We start from the raw sequence: 15,492 nt of genomic DNA, 5'->3' as shown, positions 1-15,492 counted from the left end.
GATGGCGACTCATGTACTGTGGCAAGCCGATGTGGCCGATTTCGATGCCTGGCTGAAAGTGTTCCGCGAGGATCAACCGATGCGCAAGGCCGCGGGTATCCGCGACCTGCATGTCTGGCGCGATCCAGATCAGCGGGATCATGCGATAGCGATGTTCGAGGTTATGAATCTGGATAAGGCCAAAGCCTTTTTTGGGTCCGAAGAACTGGCGATGCACCATGAACGCGGCGGAATTGCGCATATATCAATCAAGCTGCTGGAACCCGTTTGAAATATAGGTACCCGACCCGCCATACCGGATCGGGACGCTGCCGGATCACCCGGTCGATTTAGGAGAATGTAATGGCAAATTATGACGTCATCGTAATCGGCGCCGGACCCGGCGGCTATGTCTGCGCCATCCGTTGCGCCCAACTGGGCCTTAAAACCGCAGTTGTCGAGGGGCGCGAGACGCTGGGTGGGACTTGCCTGAACGTTGGCTGCATCCCCTCGAAAGCATTGTTGCATGCCAGCCATCAGTTGCACGAAGCCGAACACAACTTTGCAAAGATGGGTCTGAAGGGGAAGTCACCTTCGGTCGATTGGAAGCAGATGCAGGCCTACAAGGACGAGGTGATCGATGGCAACACCAAGGGCATCGAGTTTCTGTTCAAGAAGAACAAGATCGATTGGCTGAAAGGCTGGGGCTCAATCCCTGCTGCGGGCAAGGTCAAGGTTGGTGATGAGGTCCATGAGACCAAGAACATCATTATCGCGTCGGGTTCTGAGCCGTCAGCGCTGCCCGGCGTCGAGGTTGACGAAAAGGTCGTAGTGACTTCGACTGGCGCGTTGTCTCTGGGCAAAGTTCCCAAGAAAATGATTGTGATAGGTGCCGGTGTGATCGGGCTTGAATTGGGCTCGGTCTACAGCCGTTTGGGCGCAGAGGTGACGGTGATCGAATTCCTCAAGGAAATCACGCCGGGTATGGACCCCGAGGTTCAGAAGACTTTCCAGCGCATCCTGAAGAAACAGGGTTTGAAGTTCGTCATGGGCGCTGCGGTGCAAAAGACCGAAGCCACCAAGACCAAAGCCAAGGTAACGTACAAGCTGCTCAAGGATGACAGCGAGCACGTCATCGATGCTGATACCGTGCTGGTGGCCACCGGGCGCAAGCCATATTCGGATGGGCTGGGGCTGGACGCTTTGGGCGTCGAGATGACCCCGCGCGGCCAGATCAAGGTCGGTAGTGATTGGCAGACCAACGTGCCGGGCATCTACGCCATCGGCGACGTGACCGAAGGCCCGATGCTGGCCCACAAGGCTGAAGACGAGGGCATGGCCGCAGCCGAGCAGGTTGCAGGCAAGCATGGTCATGTGAACTATGGTGTCATTCCGGGGGTCATCTACACTTGGCCCGAGGTGGCCAATGTGGGTGAGACCGAAGCGACACTCAAAGAACAGGGCCGCGCCTACAAGGTCGGCAAGTTCATGTTCATGGGCAATGGCCGGGCCAAGGCGAATTTCGCAGCCGACGGGTTCGTCAAGATTCTGGCAGACAAAGAAACCGATCGCATTCTGGGCGCGCATATCATCGGCCCCGCGGCCGGAGACCTGATCCACGAGGTTTGCGTCGCCATGGAATTCGGCGCATCAGCCGAAGATCTGGCCCTGACCTGTCACGCTCACCCGACCTATTCCGAAGCAGTGCGCGAGGCAGCGCTCGCCTGTGGTGACGGGCCAATTCATAGCTGACCAAACCTGAGCAGGTCCTCTACCTAGTCTCCTTGAGCGGCACCCCGTGTCGCTCAAAACCATTTGCGGCAGGTGATCAGACGCGGTTTACTGACTCCATTGCTTTTGGAAAGGAAGTCAGATGAGCGTCAGTTTACAGGTGATCTATCCCATAGGTACAGAAACACATTTCGATTTCGACTATTATGTCGACACACATCTTCCGCTTGTCGGCGAGCACATGGGGTCACATATCGAACGTACGGTCGTAACCAAAGGCATTGCGGGAGGCCCTGAAGCGCCAGCAGGTCATTACGCGATCGCAACGATCATGTTTGAAGATCAGGACGCCATGAACGACGCTATGTCAAAGGCAGGCCCTGTCCTGGCCGATCTGCCAAACTTCACCAATGTCAAACCGCAGATGCTGATCGGTGAGGTGATCGGCTGAATCAGAGCCATCCTTGCCTACCACATGGTTTTAGCGGCGCGGGCACCCCATTCCTGATCATATTGCGCGCCGCCTTCCTCTCCTGACGTCATTTCCGACAATATCTCGCCAGCCGTCGGCAGGCCCTCGCTTTCATCGTGGCCACTCCAGGTTCTGGCCCGGATCAGGGCGCGCGCGCATTGTGTGTAAATCTCGGATATCTCGATTACGATGACGGTTGCGGGGCGTTTTCCGTGTTTTTCGAACCGGGCGCGCAGGGCTTCATCAGCAGTCAGTTGAGCGTTCCCATTTACCCGAACCACATTGTTCGAACCGGGCACCATGAACAACAATGAGACGCGTGGATCGAGTACGATATTTCGCAGGGAATCCAAGCGGTTGTTTCCCCGCCAATCCGGCAGTGCCAGGGTGCCTTGGTCCAGTTCCAACACAACTGGCCCTTCATCTCCACGCGGGCTGCCATCGACACCTTCGGAGCCGACGGTGCTGAGGATACACAAGCGTGAGGCCATAATCCATTTGCGGTAGAGCGGTGTTAGCCGCCGCGCCACTTTGCGTATGGAGGCTGCGCCGGGCGTGCCATACAGAGCCTCAAGGGCAGTGATATCCTTAACGAATTCCATCCGGATCAAACCCCACTTCTCTCATCAATTCGTTCGAGCGTGTCTCAATCACGTTTTCCAGCCGTTCCAGAAAGGCATTCCGCGCAACGCCGGGTTCGATTGGATTTAGGAAATCGACAATCGCCGTGCCGGGCTTGCGCATGACACCGGTTCTGGGCCAGAAGACGCCCGCATTTGTGGCAACGGGTACGCACGGGAACCCGAGCCCTTCATACAGAACCGCCGTTCCAACCTTGTAAGGCTTGTGTACCCCTGGCGCGACGCGCGTACCTTGCGGGTAGATCACCAACTGACCGGGTTCGCTGAACTCGCGCGCAACATCCTTGACCATTTTGGCAACCGCCGCCCCTCGTTTTCCGCGATTGACCGGGATACATCCCAGACGGCGCGCATACATGCCAATGACCGGCGTCCACAGAAGCTCTCGCTTCATGATGAATTTGCCGTGTGGGATGGCGTCGAAGATTATAATGATGTCCAGAAACGACTGGTGCTTGGCGCCGATCACAACCTCGCCATGTGGGACTTCCCCGCGCACTTCGCAGCGAATACCAACCATCCAGCGGGCCAACCACTTAGTTGTGCGCGCATAGGTTTTGCATGCTCGCAATGCGCCACGCTTGGCGAACAGCGCATAGGGGGCAAAGACAAGCCCCAGCACCAGCATCCAGGCATAGATGGTGATCATAAAGATCAGCGACCGGACCCATTGAATAGCCATGAACATCACGAAAGCTCCTTCAACTTGCGCTGCGCGGCTGACCATGTGGCCAGAAACGCAACGGCCGCGCCCAATACCGGGATCAGCACGGGCAGGATCCAACCGATACCCTGAAATCCAAGGCCAGTGAGAAAACCACCCGCATCCGAGGCTTCAGGGAGCAACAATACACCCGTCATGCCCAGCAAAGTGCCAACCGCTGCCCCAAACAGCGCCCGGAACGTAAAGCGGCGCACGAACGCTCCGGCGATGAACCGGTCCCGCGCGCCGACCTGGCGCAGAACCTCGATTATCTGCGCGTTGGCGGCAAGCGAGGCGTTGGCGGCAAGCGTGATCATGGCGGCAGTGGCGCCACCGATCAGCAGGATCGAAATCCAGCCCAGACGCCGCAGTGAATTGGCCGCATCAACCAATGGTTCGCGCCAGCGAGTGTGATCATCCAGCACTGCGCCCGGCACCTCAGCCCCTAGCCGCAGCCGCAGGCCAGCCGCATCAAGACCCGGCTCACCTTCGATAATCTCTATCAGCTGCGGGATTGGTAAAGTGTCCAGAGGCAAGTCCGGTCCGAACCAGGGTGACAGCAGTGTGGCCTGCTCTTCGCTCGTCAACGCGCGAGCCGAAGCCACACCCGGCGTTTGCTGGAGGACGTTCAAAGCAGCCTCGGTTTGCGCCGCACGTTGATCTGCAGGGGCATTGATCCGCAAGGTCGCTGCCCCCGCCAACTCTGAAGCCCAACGATCCGCCACACGGCCCGAGGCTAACGAAAGAGCCAGCGCAAACACCGCCAGAAAGGCCATTGCGCCAGACACGAACAGGGTCAATTGCGCCGTAAAGCCCGTGGGTGGCACCACCCGGTCGGCACGGGTGTCGCGGCGCAGCAGGTTGCGGATCGTGCCCTTGCTCATAGATCCGCCCCCGCAAGCTGCACCCGGCGCTGCGCGATGCGCAGAACGCGAGCCTGAACCTGGCTTTTGGCGGCGCGGATCAGGCTTAGGTCATGGGTGGCGATCAGCACGGTTTTTCCCATCCTGTTCAATTCAACCAGCAGGCGCAGAAGTCGTTGCGACATCTCCCAGTCCACATTGCCGGTGGGTTCATCCGCAAGCACCACATCGGGCGATAGGATGACTGCGCGGGCCAATGCGGCACGCTGGCGTTCGCCCCCCGATAGTTCAGGCGGGTGCGCCTCAAGCCTGCTGCCAAGCCCGACCCAGCCCAGCAGTTCGGTCAGATCGTCCTGCTGCCCATTTTCAGAGCGCCCCGAGACCATCAGCGGCAACGCGACATTCTCGGCCAGCGTCATGTGATCCAAAAATCGGCAATCCTGATGCACCACGCCAATTCGGCGGCGCAGCAGCGCCATCTGATCACGGTCCATGCGGGCGATATCCTCGCCAAAGGCCATCAACCTGCCCGAGGTTGGCAACAACGCGCCATAACAGAGTTTCAGCAATGTGGTCTTGCCCGCACCCGAAGGCCCGGTCAGAAAGTGGAACGATCCGGGCTGTAATTGCAGCGAAACATCGCTTAGCAACTCACCACCGCCGTAGGTATAGCTGATATTCTCCAGCTCGATCACGCCTGCCCCCTTTGTTCTGCTCACCTCTTGCCCGAGCGCAGCGGTGGATTCAATGCCTTGGGCGGGGCCAATTGGCGACACTTGGCCCGCGAAACCGAAAACACGCTTTGCTGTTGGGTCTTAACGGAATATCATCCCTGAAAAAACTATTATCAGGCCAGCCTTGAAGGCCAGGAGGCAGAATGCGTTTAACGTGTCCGAATTGCAGCGCCCAGTACGAAGTCCCGGACGAAGTGATCCCCGAGGACGGGCGCGAAGTTCAATGCTCGGCTTGCGAAGAGACCTGGTTTCAGGAAAAATATCCAGTCGCCAGCAAAGCAGAGCCGGAAGCGAAATCTGCACCTGCAATCCAGGCAGCCTTTGCCGAACCGGAAGATGTTAAGTCAGAAGATGCGCCAGAACCCGATGCGGCCAAGGCCGAGCCAGAAAAGGTTAAGGCAGAAGACACACCAGAACCCGATGCGCCCGAGGAATTGAGTGTTGGAAACGTAGACCCGGCGGTATCTAGCATCCTCAAGGAAGAGGCTGCACGCGAGGCAGAGCTGCGCGAGCGTGAAGGCAGCAATCTGGAAAGCCAACCTGATCTGGCATTGGATCCGCCTGAAGAGCCCAAGGTCAAACCGAAACGGCCCTCGGCCACTGAAACCGCCGCTGACGCAGGTCAGAAAGATGAGCTGCCGGATGTTGAGGCGATCAACTCGGGTCTGCGCAGCGACTTGACATCGGACGAAGCTGAAGCCGTTGCTCCGGCCCGCAAATCCGGTGGGTTTCTGCGTGGCTTTGCCTTGATCATTATCATCGGCGTCATTCTGTTTCTGATATATGGAAACGCCAATCAGATCAGCGAGGCGGTTCCTCAGGCTGATCCGATGCTGAAATCATATGTCTCACTGGTCGATCAAGCGCGCCTTTGGCTTGAGACACAGACCGGGGGCGCAGGGCAGAACTAGAACCTTTCGAGCAATCGCTTGAGGTATTCCAACTCGATCAGAGGCCGATCCTGTTCACCGGTCCTACGGCGGATTTCATCCAGCAACTCGCGCGCACGGCGATATACATCTTCGCCTTGCAGCAAGTTGTCGTCGGTCGAGATTGATCCCGCGGAACCTGGCGTACGACCCAATGGATCGCGGTTATTGGCCTGCATGTCGCCGGCCTCGGTCCCTTGACCCGGCTGGTTCTGCTGGTTCTGCGCCAGGGCTTCGCCCAGTGAACGCATGCCTTCGCGCAGGGCTTCCATCGCCTCGGATTGACGGTCAATCGCCTCGGCCAGATCATCGCTGCGCAAGGCGTCTTCGGCGTCGTCCATGGCCCGGCCCGCACGGCCCAATGCTTCGCGCGCAGCGTCGCCTTCGGGTGTACCACCGCCGGGCAGACCTTGTTGTTGCCGACTCAACTCATCCCGCAGCGCCTGCTGCCGATCCGCCAGTGTCCCCTGACCTTGCTGGCCTTCACCAGCCTCATCCTGACCCTGGCCCTGGCCGCCTTGGCCTTCATGGCTCTGGCCGCGTCCCAGACCACCGTTGCGACCCTCATTGTCCTGACTTTCGCCCGCTTGCGCACCGGGGTTGAACTGTTCCTGCAGGTCGCGGAATGCCTGATCGCTGAGGCCCTGTTGTTCGCGCAGGGTTTCTGCCAGCCCTTCCATGGCCTGCTGTCCTTCGGACTGGCCACCTTGGCCCTGCCCTTGTGTGACGCGCATGTTTTCCATCATTTGCTGGAACTCTTCTAATGCCTGCTGCGCCTCGGCCATGCGGCCTTGTTCCATGAGCTCCTGAATGCGGTCCATCATTCGCTGCAGGTCATCCTGCGTCATCTGCAGGGTTTCGCCGTTCTGGCCCTGCTGTCCTTGCTGCGTCTCACCGTTTTCCTGCGCCAGACGCTGGAGTTGCCGCATGTAATCCTGTGTCGCTTCGCGCAGCTCCTGCATCAGTTCGGCAATCTCTTCGTCGCTGGCACCGTTCTGCATCGCTTCGGTCAGACGCTCCTGCGCACGACGCATCCGTTCCAATGCGTCGGCCAGCGTGCCATCCTCGATCAGAACCGCCAGATCCCACAGTGCTTGCGCAACTTCTTCCTGCTGTTTGACGTTCAGTGCGCCGTATTTGTCGAAGGTCTCCAGCCGCCGCAGGATCACACGCAGACGCAGATACGCTGTATCTGAGCGGAACAGGTCCTCGGGTAGGTGCGAAACCGCACGCAGCAATTGCGATACACGCAGCGCATTTTCGCGCGACCAGAGCAGATCGCGCCGCTGTTCGATCACCGCAGCAGCCAATGGGTCAAAGAACCTACGGGCTGGCAGTTCTGTCAGATAAGGTTCTGCCACCGTCTCTTGATCTGACGCGTCGATAGCCATGAGGGTTATTTTTACCGGCAAATGTGCCCAAGGGTGCTGCGAGAAATCCTCGATCAAGTCTTCGGTGAAATCGGTCCGATCGCCTGTAATCGGCATTGGCAACTCGACCGTAATGATCTCGCGCGGTTCAGGCTCGGTCGCAAGACCGAATTGACGGTTGACCGCTGGCAGGTCCAATTCAATCCGGGCTGTGCCGGAGACGATTCCATAGTCATCCGCAGCAGCGAAGGGCAGCTTCATCTGTCCGCCAGCCTCTGATTGCGCCACTCCTGCCGTCGCGATCCTGGGCGCAGTGTCTGGAAGGATCTCAAGCGCCCAATCGCGCCCTGCCGGGCCATCAATCCGCATCTGGCCCGAGCGTTCCGCAACAAATTCTTGTTCCGGGTCCGTCGCGGCTTGTGTGCCCAGAGGCGTCGAAGTTTCCGTCAGACTATGTGCGCCGACTTCGCCATAAAATCGAAGCGTGATGCGGCTGCCTTTGGGCACTGTCAATGTTGGATCGGTCTGATCGGCCAGATAGAGCGTTGGCAGCCCGGTGTAGCGCGGCGGTTCAACCCAACCCTCCCAAGTCGGGCCCTGCCCCGCCTGAGCGGTCCCCGGCGTCATGTCAGCGACCGAGCCTATCCGCCAGAACGAGCCGAACAGAGCCGCAACGACGAGTGCCAATAAGGCAGCATAGCGAAGCGCATAGGGATCGCGAGACGCCAGCCGCAAGTCGGGTTTCACCGGATCGGCCTTTGATGCACGATCTGCCATGCGCGTCTGGTGCGCATGCCACAGTGCCACCGAATCCGCATCCATCGCACCGATTGCCTGATCGTCCATCAGTGCTTGTATCGGGCGTCCGGGCAGGGTTTCATCCAGCCGAACCAGCGCCTCGGCCCGGGTTGGCAGGTGGAACCGTCTGATTCCCAAAACCGCTGTCGCAATTAAAGCAATCAATCCGACCGCTGCAGAAATCCAAACGGCTTCAATGCGCACAAGATCGTGCAGACCCAGCATCAGGGCGGCCAGCAGCGCCATAAGAATAGAAAAGAACGGCCAGAAGGCGCGCATCACCTGCTCAGCCAGCATACCCCCGTGCGTCAGCCACAGGGACAGTCTTGGAATTGGCAAGGTCTGGTTGTCGCGCAAGGCGGGCCTCCTGATCGGCCCGACGCGCCTATCGCGTCAAAGCCACTCAGGTATGGTATCGCGGTTTATGATTTCGTCAAAGCTTGGGCGTTCACGAATTACGGCAAATTGATCCCCGTTCACCAGAACCTCAGGGATCAGGGGCCGCGTATTGTATTCGCTAGACATGACTGCACCGTAGGCACCTGCACTGCGGAATGCGATAAGATCGCCCGATTTCAAAGCCGGCATGTTGCGTTGTTTTGCAAAGGTATCCCCGGATTCACAGACCGGACCAACGATATCATACGGGCGCTGTTCGACCCCTGCGGCAGGTTCTTCGACCGCCACTATATCATGATACGCCTCATACATCGCGGGGCGGATCAGGTCGTTCATTGCGCCATCGAGGATCAGGAAATCGCGGTCTTCGCCGGATTTAACATAGATGACCTTGGACACCATCAGACCCGCATTGCCAGCGATCAGCCGACCGGGCTCAATCTCGATCTCGCAGCCCAGATGGCCCAGTGTTTTCTTGACCATCGCACCATATTCAACCGGCAGCGGAGGCGCGTCGTTGGAACGGGCATAGGGAATACCCAAGCCACCGCCCAGATCAAGGCGGCGGATGTTATGCCCCTCTGCGCGCAGACGCTCGGTCAGCTCGGCGACCTTATTGTAGGCCAGTTCAAACGGTTCCAGCTCGGTCAGTTGTGAGCCGATATGGACGTCGATCCCAATCACCTCCAACCCCGGCAGGCTGGCGGCCAGCGCATAAACCTCGGACGCGCGCGAGATCGGGATGCCGAACTTGTTTTCAGATTTGCCGGTGGCAATCTTGGCGTGGGTCTTTGCATCCACGTCCGGGTTCACCCGGACGGTGATCGGCGCAACCTTGCCCAATTCTTGTGCAACCGCGTTAATCACCTGCATTTCGGGTTCAGATTCGACGTTGAACTGACGAATGCCACCAGTCAGAGCGGTGCGAATCTCATCCGCCGTTTTGCCGACGCCAGAGAAGACGATCTTGTCTCCGGGTACGCCTGCGGCTTTGGCGCGCAGATATTCCCCGCCCGAAACCACATCCATCCCCGCGCCAGCTTGCGCCAGCGTCTTCAGGATGGCCTGATTGCTGGCCGCTTTCATCGCATAGCAGATAAGGTGATCAGTGCCCTCAAGCGCGTCATCGAACAGCTTGAAATGCCGCTGCAGCGTCGCCGTCGAATAGACATAGAACGGGGTTCCGACCGCGGCTGCGATTTCGGAGATTGGCACATCCTCGGCGAAAAGCGCGCCGTCGCGGTAGAGAAAATGATCCATGCCTGCGCGCTTAGACCAAAAGAGGTATGTGGATCAAATGATTCCGGTAGGGTTGTCGTCACCGTCGCGGTTCAGAACGTCTTTGACGCGCCAACCCTCGCATATCCTGAAACCGAGACCCCGGACCCGCTAGGTGCGGCCGTTGGTTCCGTTCGGGGTGCGCCTGACGGGTCGCAAGCTGCAAGTACGGCGAGGCAGAGGATCAGGCCGACAGGTCTCATGCATTTTCTCTTTGTCATTCAGGACGTGTCAGATGCAGATGGGTGTGCGATCAGCAAATTGCAATTTTGGAGTTCAGAGCCCCAGATAAACGCCCAGCCCACCGCGTCTGAGACCAACGCCAACACCGCCATAGGTGCCGCTGCTGCCTACGCCGACGCTTGCGCTCATGGTGGGCTGTATGGGTTCGCCATCGGCACCACACCCAGCCAAGGCCGCTGCGACCGCAATCAATAGCACCACCCGTCGTATCTGCATTACACCAGCGCCTTCCATCGCTTGATCTGGGCCCGCACCTGATCCGGTGCGGTGCCGCCATAGGATTGGCGAGAGTTTACCGAATTTTCGACGGTAAGAACAGAATAGACGTCGTCGGTGATGTCCGCGTGGACCGATTGCATGTCCTCCAGCGTCAGATCCGGTAGGTCGCAGCCCTTGCTTTCAGCCATGGCCACCAGCGATCCAGTGACATGGTGCGCGTCGCGGAAGGGCAGGCCCAGCACGCGGACCAACCAGTCGGCTAGGTCGGTCGCAGTTGAAAAGCCAGACCCGGCAGCGGCAGCCAGGCTTTCGCGATTGGCGGTCATGTCCTTGACCATGCCTTCCATCGCGGCAAGTGCCAGCATCCAGTTATCTGCCGCATCAAATACCTGTTCTTTGTCTTCCTGCATGTCCTTGGAATAGGTCAGCGGCAGCCCCTTCATCACCATCATCAGGCCAGTATTCGCACCAAATATGCGGCCAACCTTGGCACGGATGAGCTCAGCTGCATCGGGGTTCTTCTTTTGCGGCATGATTGATGAACCAGTCGAGAAGCGATCAGACAGTGATACAAACCGGAATTGGGCCGAGGACCAGATTACCAGTTCCTCGGCAAAGCGCGACAAGTGCATGGCGCAAATCGAGGCGGTCGACAGGAACTCCAATGCGAAATCGCGGTCGCTGACAGCGTCCAGTGAATTGGCTGCGGGGCGGTCGAAGCCCAGCGCCTCAGCTGTCATCTGGCGGTCGATTGGGAAAGAGGTCCCGGCCAACGCGGCTGCGCCCAAGGGGGATTCGTTCATCCGGGCACGGGCGTCACGCACGCGGGACAGATCGCGACCAAACATCTCGACATAGGCCATCATGTGGTGGCCCCATGTCACCGGCTGCGCGGTTTGCAAATGGGTGAAACCGGGCATGACCCAATCCGCCCCGGCCTCGGCCTGCGCCAAAAGCGCGCGGATCAGGGCCAGAAGACCGGATTCTGCGGCATCTAGCTGGTCGCGAACCCAGAGTTTGAAATCGGTCGCCACCTGGTCGTTTCGCGACCGGCCCGTGTGCAGACGGCCTGCGGGTTCTCCGATCACCTCTTTCAGTCGCGCCTCGACATTCATGTGAATGTCTTCCAGCGCAGTCGAGAACTGAAATTCTCCGTTCTGAATTTCTGACAAAACGGTGAGCAGGCCTTCCCGAATGGCGTGCGCATCACTATCAGTAATAACGCCTGTGGCAGCCAACATGGCGGCATGGGCGCGCGAGCCTGCGATGTCCTGGGCTGCCATCCGCTGATCGAACCCGATCGAGGCATTTATCGCCTCCATGATCGCGTCTGGACCAGCGGCAAAGCGGCCGCCCCACATCTGGTTCGAAGATTGATCGGTCATGAAAGAAAACCCGGAGTTGATATGCGCCTGTTACGTCTGATCCCCCTTTATATGGCCCTAGCGCTGGGTGCAAACGCCGCTTTGGCAACAGATGCGGCAACGCTTGGCCCATTGCGTGAGGGCAGCCTGAAGCGGCTGATCCTGCATAGTGAACCCAAGCCGGTCAAAGTGGTCGATTTTGAACTAGAAGATGATGGTGGCACCGGATCGCTGGCCGACTACAAAGGCAAGTATGTGCTGCTGAACTTCTGGGCCACATGGTGTGCGCCGTGCCGCAAAGAAATGCCTCAGATCGCTGAACTGCAACAGGAGTTTGGCGGTGACAAATTCGAGGTTCTGACCCTGGCGACCGGTCGCAACACACCTGCCGGGATCAAGAAGTTCTTTGACGAAAACGGCATCGACAACTTGCCGCGTCATCAGGATCCGAAACAGGCGGTTGCACGCGAAATGGGAGTGATTGGCCTGCCGATCACTGTGATCATCGACCCCGATGGCAATGAGATCGCACGCCTGATCGGTGATGCAGAATGGAACTCGGACAGTGCCAAGGCGATAATTTCAGCGCTTGTCGAAGGCAATAGCTGAGGTCCCGCGCGCTCTTGCAGAAAATCTGTGTTAGAATGAGACCGGCCCCAACGGGCCGGTTTTCGTTTGCGACCGGAAGAAAGGGAGACTCCGATGAAACCGGTAGTTCTGTTGATTGGGCGGTTGCCGAATGTAATCGGCAACGTGGCACAACAACTGGATCACCTGCCAATTCAGTGGCTGGGCGCGCATGATCAGGATGAGGTGCGGCGGCAGCTGGACGCGGAACCGCGCATCGCCTGTGCGATCATGGGCGCGGGTCTTGATGACAAGATACGCGGAGAAATGGTTGGCATCATCGCCGCGCGCAGGCCCGATATCTGCATCCATCTCAAAGATCGGGCCTCTGGCCCTGACGGGTTAATGCCGTTTGTCGCACGCATCGTCCAGCATGAGATTCTGGAAAGCCTGGAAAGCGGCTGACGCCACGCCACCTTTGACAGACAAATCGGCCGCTTGCAGGTTATCTGCAGGAGGATGGAATGCCGCTGGAAATACTATTGATCCTCGTCGTCGGCGGCATTGCCGGGGTCGCCTTGCTGCTGCATCTGACGGGCAAGTCTCGCTTGCAAGTGCTGACGCCCGAGACAGCGCACGAACAGTGGCTGCGTCACTTTCCAGATGATTCCATCATTGACGTGACCGTTGCCCATGATGGTCACGCCGCCCTTATCCGAACCGAAACCGGAGCCGGCCTGCTGTGGTCCTTTGGTGCCGATACCGTGGCCCGCCATTTACGGGATTTCGATTGGCTGGATCATCCCGAAGGCTTTGAAGTCCTGTTCCACGATTTCAGCACTCCTCGGGTCATCGTCCACCTTGATGAGACCGAACGCCAGCACTGGCAAAATCTGATGGATCCCGCATGACCGATCACGTGAGTTTTCCCGACGCGGTGCAATGGGCCGTGCCCTTCTTCATCGCGGCCATTCTTGCCGAATTCCTTTGGATCGCGATCAAAGGCCGGGGCGGTAGGTACGAAACCCGCGATGCCTTGACCTCGCTAATCATGGGGGCAGGCAATATCGCCTCGGGCTTTTTGCTGGGCTTCATCGCATATGCGTTTTTCATGTGGCTGTGGCAGATCACACCGCTCAACCTAGGGACCTCGATCCCGGTCATCATCTTGTGCTTTGTACTGGACGATCTGCGGTATTACTGGGTGCACCGCTTTGGGCACCGCATTCGCTGGGTCTGGGCCAGTCATGTGAACCACCACAGCTCACAGCATTACAACCTGACAACGGCGCTGCGGCAGACCTGGACCTATACATTCACCTTCATGATGGTGGTACGTGCGCCGCTGATCCTGCTGGGCTTTCACCCGGCGATGGTGCTGTTCGTCGGAGGTCTGAACCTGATCTACCAATTCTGGATCCATACCGAAGCGATCGGCAAAATGCCGCGCTGGTTCGAAGCCGTCATGAATACGCCCAGTCACCACCGCGCCCATCATGGGCGAAATGCGCGATATCTTGATTGCAACTATGCGGGTGTCTTTATCATCTGGGACAAGATGTTCGGCACATTTGTCCCCGAGCAAGAAGATGACAAGGTCGACTATGGGCTTGTCCACAATATCGGCACGTTCAATCCGCTGCGCGTGGCGTTTCATGAATGGGTTGGAATCTGGCGGGACGCCACCCAACCGGGCCTGACCTTGCGCCAACGTCTGGCTTATTGTTTTGCCCCTCCGGGCTATAGCCACGATGGCAGCCGCGACAATTCCCAACAGATCAAGGCCAAGCACCTTGTCCGCCATCCGCAAGATCACGGCACACCGGGATTCGAGCAGTTCGGCACCAAATCACCTGCTTCCACAGCCAAGCGGGCCTAGGTCTCAAAAAGACCTTTTCTTTGCTTGAAATTTGGCACAAGCGCTCCATATCCCCTGAGATGTTTTAAGAGTGCATTTCCGGAGGTCCGCATGTCAAAGCTGATGAGAATTTCTACGATCACAGGTTTGCTGGGCCTCGTCATCACAATGACCGCCGCACTCAACGGAGCAATGCCCGCGCTATTGGGGCTGGGATTTGTCATGGCCGCGCTGGGACTTTTAGGAGCGCTTATCGGTGCGGCTGCTTCGCTGCGTCATGCTTGGCAATCAACACACTGATCTTCCGCCCCGCCACCTGCGATAAAATTTTGAGCGTTAACCCCGGTTTTACCTGTCTTCCCTGAAACTGGCCCCGGCCAAAATCATCGGGATCAGGGGAACGGTACGTCATGGGAAACAGGAAACGCGCAGACCTGCCCGAGGGATCGGACGACCCTTTGAGCGCCGCCGTCACTTCACGGGATCGATCGGTGGTACAGATGGCGACCGAAGCCGTAAAGCATAGACAATGCAGGCTGGCGTTTCAGCCTGTCGTTCAAGCACATCCTCCTCAGGGCATCGCGTTCTACGAAGGGTTCATCCGTGTATTGGATGAAACCGGCCGCGTCATCCCCGCGCGCGAGTTCATGCCACAGGTTGAGAACACGCCAATTGGCCGGGACCTTGATTGCGTCGCGCTTGAAATGGGGCTGCGCACTCTGATCCGCAACCCCGGCATCCGCCTGTCGATCAACATGTCCGCGCGGTCCATCGGTTATTCCAACTGGTCGCGTGTGCTGGATAGGTTTCTGAAAAAAGACGCAAGCTTGGGCGAAAGGTTGATTCTGGAAATCTCAGAATCTTCGGCGATGCAGGTGCCCGAACTGGTGGTAGATTTCATGGATCGCCAACAAGCCCGCGGTATCGCCTTTGCGCTGGATGATTTTGGGGCCAGTAACTTTGGCTTTCGCCACTTTCGTGAATTTCTGTTCGATGCCGCCAAGATCGATGGGCAGTTCATCAGGGGCATCAGCAGCAATCCCGACAATCAATCGCTGGTGCGCGCACTGATTGCAGTTGCGCGGGAATTCGAAATTCTTGTCACCGCCGAATCGGTCGAAAGTGACGAAGATGCTCATTTCCTGATCGCAAACGGTGTCGATTGTCTGCAGGGCTTTCTGTATGGAGCGCCTTCAGTCACTCCGCCCTGGAGCTCGGAAAAAGCTGCAAAAACGGGCAGTTGATAGCAGCTGGTCGCGCGGAACACCGCCAAGGCTCACTCTGAGACAAGCTGTCCGTTGCTGCAGATGCAGCATTGCGCTATTGCAGAAGATGCTTGAGCGG

At 58.2% G+C, this 15,492-nt stretch carries 18 protein-coding genes; 10 read left to right on the top strand and 8 right to left on the bottom strand.

The genetic code is table 11. The annotated features are described in order from the left end of the window. The first annotated feature begins 1 nt into the window (after position 1). From ACR0DE_RS15485 to ACR0DE_RS15475, 3 genes are all read left to right on the top strand, one after another. Positions 2 to 271 (top strand): hypothetical protein, encoded by a 270-nt coding sequence (locus ACR0DE_RS15485; RefSeq protein WP_170395780.1) that lies wholly within the window; start codon positions 2 to 4, stop codon positions 269 to 271. 71 nt (positions 272 to 342) lie between these two features. Continuing rightward, positions 343 to 1,731 (top strand): dihydrolipoyl dehydrogenase, encoded by a 1,389-nt coding sequence (gene lpdA / locus ACR0DE_RS15480; protein ID WP_170465907.1) that lies wholly within the window; start codon positions 343 to 345, stop codon positions 1,729 to 1,731. 121 nt (positions 1,732 to 1,852) lie between these two features. Next, positions 1,853 to 2,161 (top strand): EthD family reductase, encoded by a 309-nt coding sequence (locus ACR0DE_RS15475; protein ID WP_170513910.1) that lies wholly within the window; start codon positions 1,853 to 1,855, stop codon positions 2,159 to 2,161. Positions 2,162 to 2,178: 17 nt separating this feature from the next. On the opposite strand, the gene ACR0DE_RS15470 is transcribed toward ACR0DE_RS15475, so the two are convergent. From ACR0DE_RS15470 to ACR0DE_RS15455, 4 genes are read right to left on the bottom strand one after another with little or no spacing between them, the layout of a single operon-like run. Continuing rightward, positions 2,179 to 2,784, bottom strand: a complete 606-nt coding sequence (locus tag ACR0DE_RS15470) for a pyridoxamine 5'-phosphate oxidase family protein (protein WP_170612867.1) — start codon at positions 2,782 to 2,784, stop codon at positions 2,179 to 2,181. Next, complete coding sequence (locus tag ACR0DE_RS15465) at positions 2,771 to 3,511, bottom strand: lysophospholipid acyltransferase family protein (RefSeq protein WP_480571499.1); 741 nt, start codon at positions 3,509 to 3,511, stop codon at positions 2,771 to 2,773. The genes ACR0DE_RS15470 and ACR0DE_RS15465 overlap by 14 nt, the downstream gene beginning before the upstream one ends. Further along, complete coding sequence (locus ACR0DE_RS15460; protein ID WP_170566285.1) at positions 3,511 to 4,410, bottom strand: FtsX-like permease family protein; 900 nt, start codon at positions 4,408 to 4,410, stop codon at positions 3,511 to 3,513. The genes ACR0DE_RS15465 and ACR0DE_RS15460 overlap by 1 nt, the downstream gene beginning before the upstream one ends. After that, positions 4,407 to 5,084, bottom strand: a complete 678-nt coding sequence (locus ACR0DE_RS15455; protein WP_170423929.1) for a cell division ATP-binding protein FtsE — start codon at positions 5,082 to 5,084, stop codon at positions 4,407 to 4,409. Before ACR0DE_RS15455 ends, ACR0DE_RS15460 begins: the two co-directional genes overlap by 4 nt. Before the next feature lie 182 nt (positions 5,085 to 5,266). Here ACR0DE_RS15455 and ACR0DE_RS15450 point away from each other — a divergent pair, with 182 nt between their 5' ends. Further along, positions 5,267 to 6,034: a zinc-ribbon domain-containing protein gene (locus ACR0DE_RS15450; RefSeq protein WP_480754112.1), complete on the top strand. Its 768-nt coding sequence runs from the start codon at positions 5,267 to 5,269 to the stop codon at positions 6,032 to 6,034. Here ACR0DE_RS15450 and ACR0DE_RS15445 read toward each other — a convergent pair. The 4 genes from ACR0DE_RS15445 to argH all read right to left on the bottom strand — a co-directional run bounded on the left by ACR0DE_RS15445 (position 6,031) and on the right by argH (position 11,744). Next, positions 6,031 to 8,517 (bottom strand): TIGR02302 family protein, encoded by a 2,487-nt coding sequence (locus tag ACR0DE_RS15445; RefSeq protein ID WP_480754278.1) that lies wholly within the window; start codon positions 8,515 to 8,517, stop codon positions 6,031 to 6,033. The genes ACR0DE_RS15450 and ACR0DE_RS15445 overlap by 4 nt on opposite strands. A 96-nt stretch (positions 8,518 to 8,613) precedes the next feature. Then, the gene (lysA, locus tag ACR0DE_RS15440; protein ID WP_480592449.1) at positions 8,614 to 9,879 is read right to left on the bottom strand and encodes a diaminopimelate decarboxylase; all 1,266 of its coding nucleotides are present in this window, start codon (positions 9,877 to 9,879) and stop codon (positions 8,614 to 8,616) included. A 294-nt stretch (positions 9,880 to 10,173) separates the two neighbouring features. Further along, positions 10,174 to 10,356, bottom strand: a complete 183-nt coding sequence (locus ACR0DE_RS15435; protein WP_170395762.1) for an argininosuccinate lyase — start codon at positions 10,354 to 10,356, stop codon at positions 10,174 to 10,176. Beyond that, the gene (gene argH, locus ACR0DE_RS15430; RefSeq protein WP_170408352.1) at positions 10,356 to 11,744 is read right to left on the bottom strand and encodes an argininosuccinate lyase; all 1,389 of its coding nucleotides are present in this window, start codon (positions 11,742 to 11,744) and stop codon (positions 10,356 to 10,358) included. The genes ACR0DE_RS15435 and argH overlap by 1 nt, the downstream gene beginning before the upstream one ends. Positions 11,745 to 11,765: 21 nt before the next feature. Between argH and ACR0DE_RS15425 the strand changes: the two genes are divergently transcribed. The 6 genes from ACR0DE_RS15425 to ACR0DE_RS15400 all read left to right on the top strand — a co-directional run bounded on the left by ACR0DE_RS15425 (position 11,766) and on the right by ACR0DE_RS15400 (position 15,392). Next, complete coding sequence (locus ACR0DE_RS15425) at positions 11,766 to 12,332, top strand: TlpA disulfide reductase family protein (RefSeq protein WP_170395758.1); 567 nt, start codon at positions 11,766 to 11,768, stop codon at positions 12,330 to 12,332. Between the two features lie 93 nt (positions 12,333 to 12,425). Beyond that, a complete protein-coding gene (locus ACR0DE_RS15420; RefSeq protein WP_170395756.1) occupies positions 12,426 to 12,755 on the top strand; it encodes a hypothetical protein in 330 nt (109 codons plus the stop codon). 59 nt (positions 12,756 to 12,814) lie between these two features. Continuing rightward, entirely contained in the window at positions 12,815 to 13,201 is a 387-nt protein-coding gene (locus tag ACR0DE_RS15415) for a hypothetical protein (RefSeq protein ID WP_170408353.1), read from the top strand. Beyond that, positions 13,198 to 14,169, top strand: coding sequence for a sterol desaturase family protein (locus ACR0DE_RS15410; RefSeq protein ID WP_170395752.1), 972 nt, complete (start codon positions 13,198 to 13,200; stop codon positions 14,167 to 14,169). The genes ACR0DE_RS15415 and ACR0DE_RS15410 overlap by 4 nt, the downstream gene beginning before the upstream one ends. A 90-nt stretch (positions 14,170 to 14,259) precedes the next feature. Further along, entirely contained in the window at positions 14,260 to 14,448 is a 189-nt protein-coding gene (locus ACR0DE_RS15405; protein ID WP_170395750.1) for a hypothetical protein, read from the top strand. A 110-nt stretch (positions 14,449 to 14,558) separates the two neighbouring features. Further along, the gene (locus ACR0DE_RS15400) at positions 14,559 to 15,392 is read left to right on the top strand and encodes an EAL domain-containing protein (RefSeq protein WP_170626183.1); all 834 of its coding nucleotides are present in this window, start codon (positions 14,559 to 14,561) and stop codon (positions 15,390 to 15,392) included. Positions 15,393 to 15,492: the final 100 nt, after the last annotated feature.

This window comes from Ruegeria sp. C10 (assembly GCF_056537805.1).
The sequence above is the reverse complement of the archived record's forward strand: the minus strand, read 5'-3'. Positions and strand labels throughout refer to the sequence as shown.

Coding starts and splice junctions, on each gene's coding strand:
- ACR0DE_RS15420 (WP_170395756.1), top strand. CDS start 12,426: ATGAAACCGGTAGTTCTGTTGATTGGGCGGTTGCCGAATGTAATCGGC.
- ACR0DE_RS15445 (WP_480754278.1), bottom strand. CDS start 8,517: ATGCTGGCTGAGCAGGTGATGCGCGCCTTCTGGCCGTTCTTTTCTATT.
- ACR0DE_RS15400 (WP_170626183.1), top strand. CDS start 14,559: ATGGGAAACAGGAAACGCGCAGACCTGCCCGAGGGATCGGACGACCCT.
- ACR0DE_RS15410 (WP_170395752.1), top strand. CDS start 13,198: ATGACCGATCACGTGAGTTTTCCCGACGCGGTGCAATGGGCCGTGCCC.
- ACR0DE_RS15460 (WP_170566285.1), bottom strand. CDS start 4,410: ATGAGCAAGGGCACGATCCGCAACCTGCTGCGCCGCGACACCCGTGCC.
- ACR0DE_RS15425 (WP_170395758.1), top strand. CDS start 11,766: ATGCGCCTGTTACGTCTGATCCCCCTTTATATGGCCCTAGCGCTGGGT.
- ACR0DE_RS15470 (WP_170612867.1), bottom strand. CDS start 2,784: ATGGAATTCGTTAAGGATATCACTGCCCTTGAGGCTCTGTATGGCACG.
- argH (WP_170408352.1), bottom strand. CDS start 11,744: ATGACCGATCAATCTTCGAACCAGATGTGGGGCGGCCGCTTTGCCGCT.
- ACR0DE_RS15485 (WP_170395780.1), top strand. CDS start 2: ATGGCGACTCATGTACTGTGGCAAGCCGATGTGGCCGATTTCGATGCC.
- ACR0DE_RS15450 (WP_480754112.1), top strand. CDS start 5,267: ATGCGTTTAACGTGTCCGAATTGCAGCGCCCAGTACGAAGTCCCGGAC.
- ACR0DE_RS15405 (WP_170395750.1), top strand. CDS start 14,260: ATGTCAAAGCTGATGAGAATTTCTACGATCACAGGTTTGCTGGGCCTC.
- ACR0DE_RS15465 (WP_480571499.1), bottom strand. CDS start 3,511: ATGTTCATGGCTATTCAATGGGTCCGGTCGCTGATCTTTATGATCACC.
- ACR0DE_RS15435 (WP_170395762.1), bottom strand. CDS start 10,356: ATGCAGATACGACGGGTGGTGCTATTGATTGCGGTCGCAGCGGCCTTG.
- ACR0DE_RS15475 (WP_170513910.1), top strand. CDS start 1,853: ATGAGCGTCAGTTTACAGGTGATCTATCCCATAGGTACAGAAACACAT.
- ACR0DE_RS15415 (WP_170408353.1), top strand. CDS start 12,815: ATGCCGCTGGAAATACTATTGATCCTCGTCGTCGGCGGCATTGCCGGG.
- lysA (WP_480592449.1), bottom strand. CDS start 9,879: ATGGATCATTTTCTCTACCGCGACGGCGCGCTTTTCGCCGAGGATGTG.
- lpdA (WP_170465907.1), top strand. CDS start 343: ATGGCAAATTATGACGTCATCGTAATCGGCGCCGGACCCGGCGGCTAT.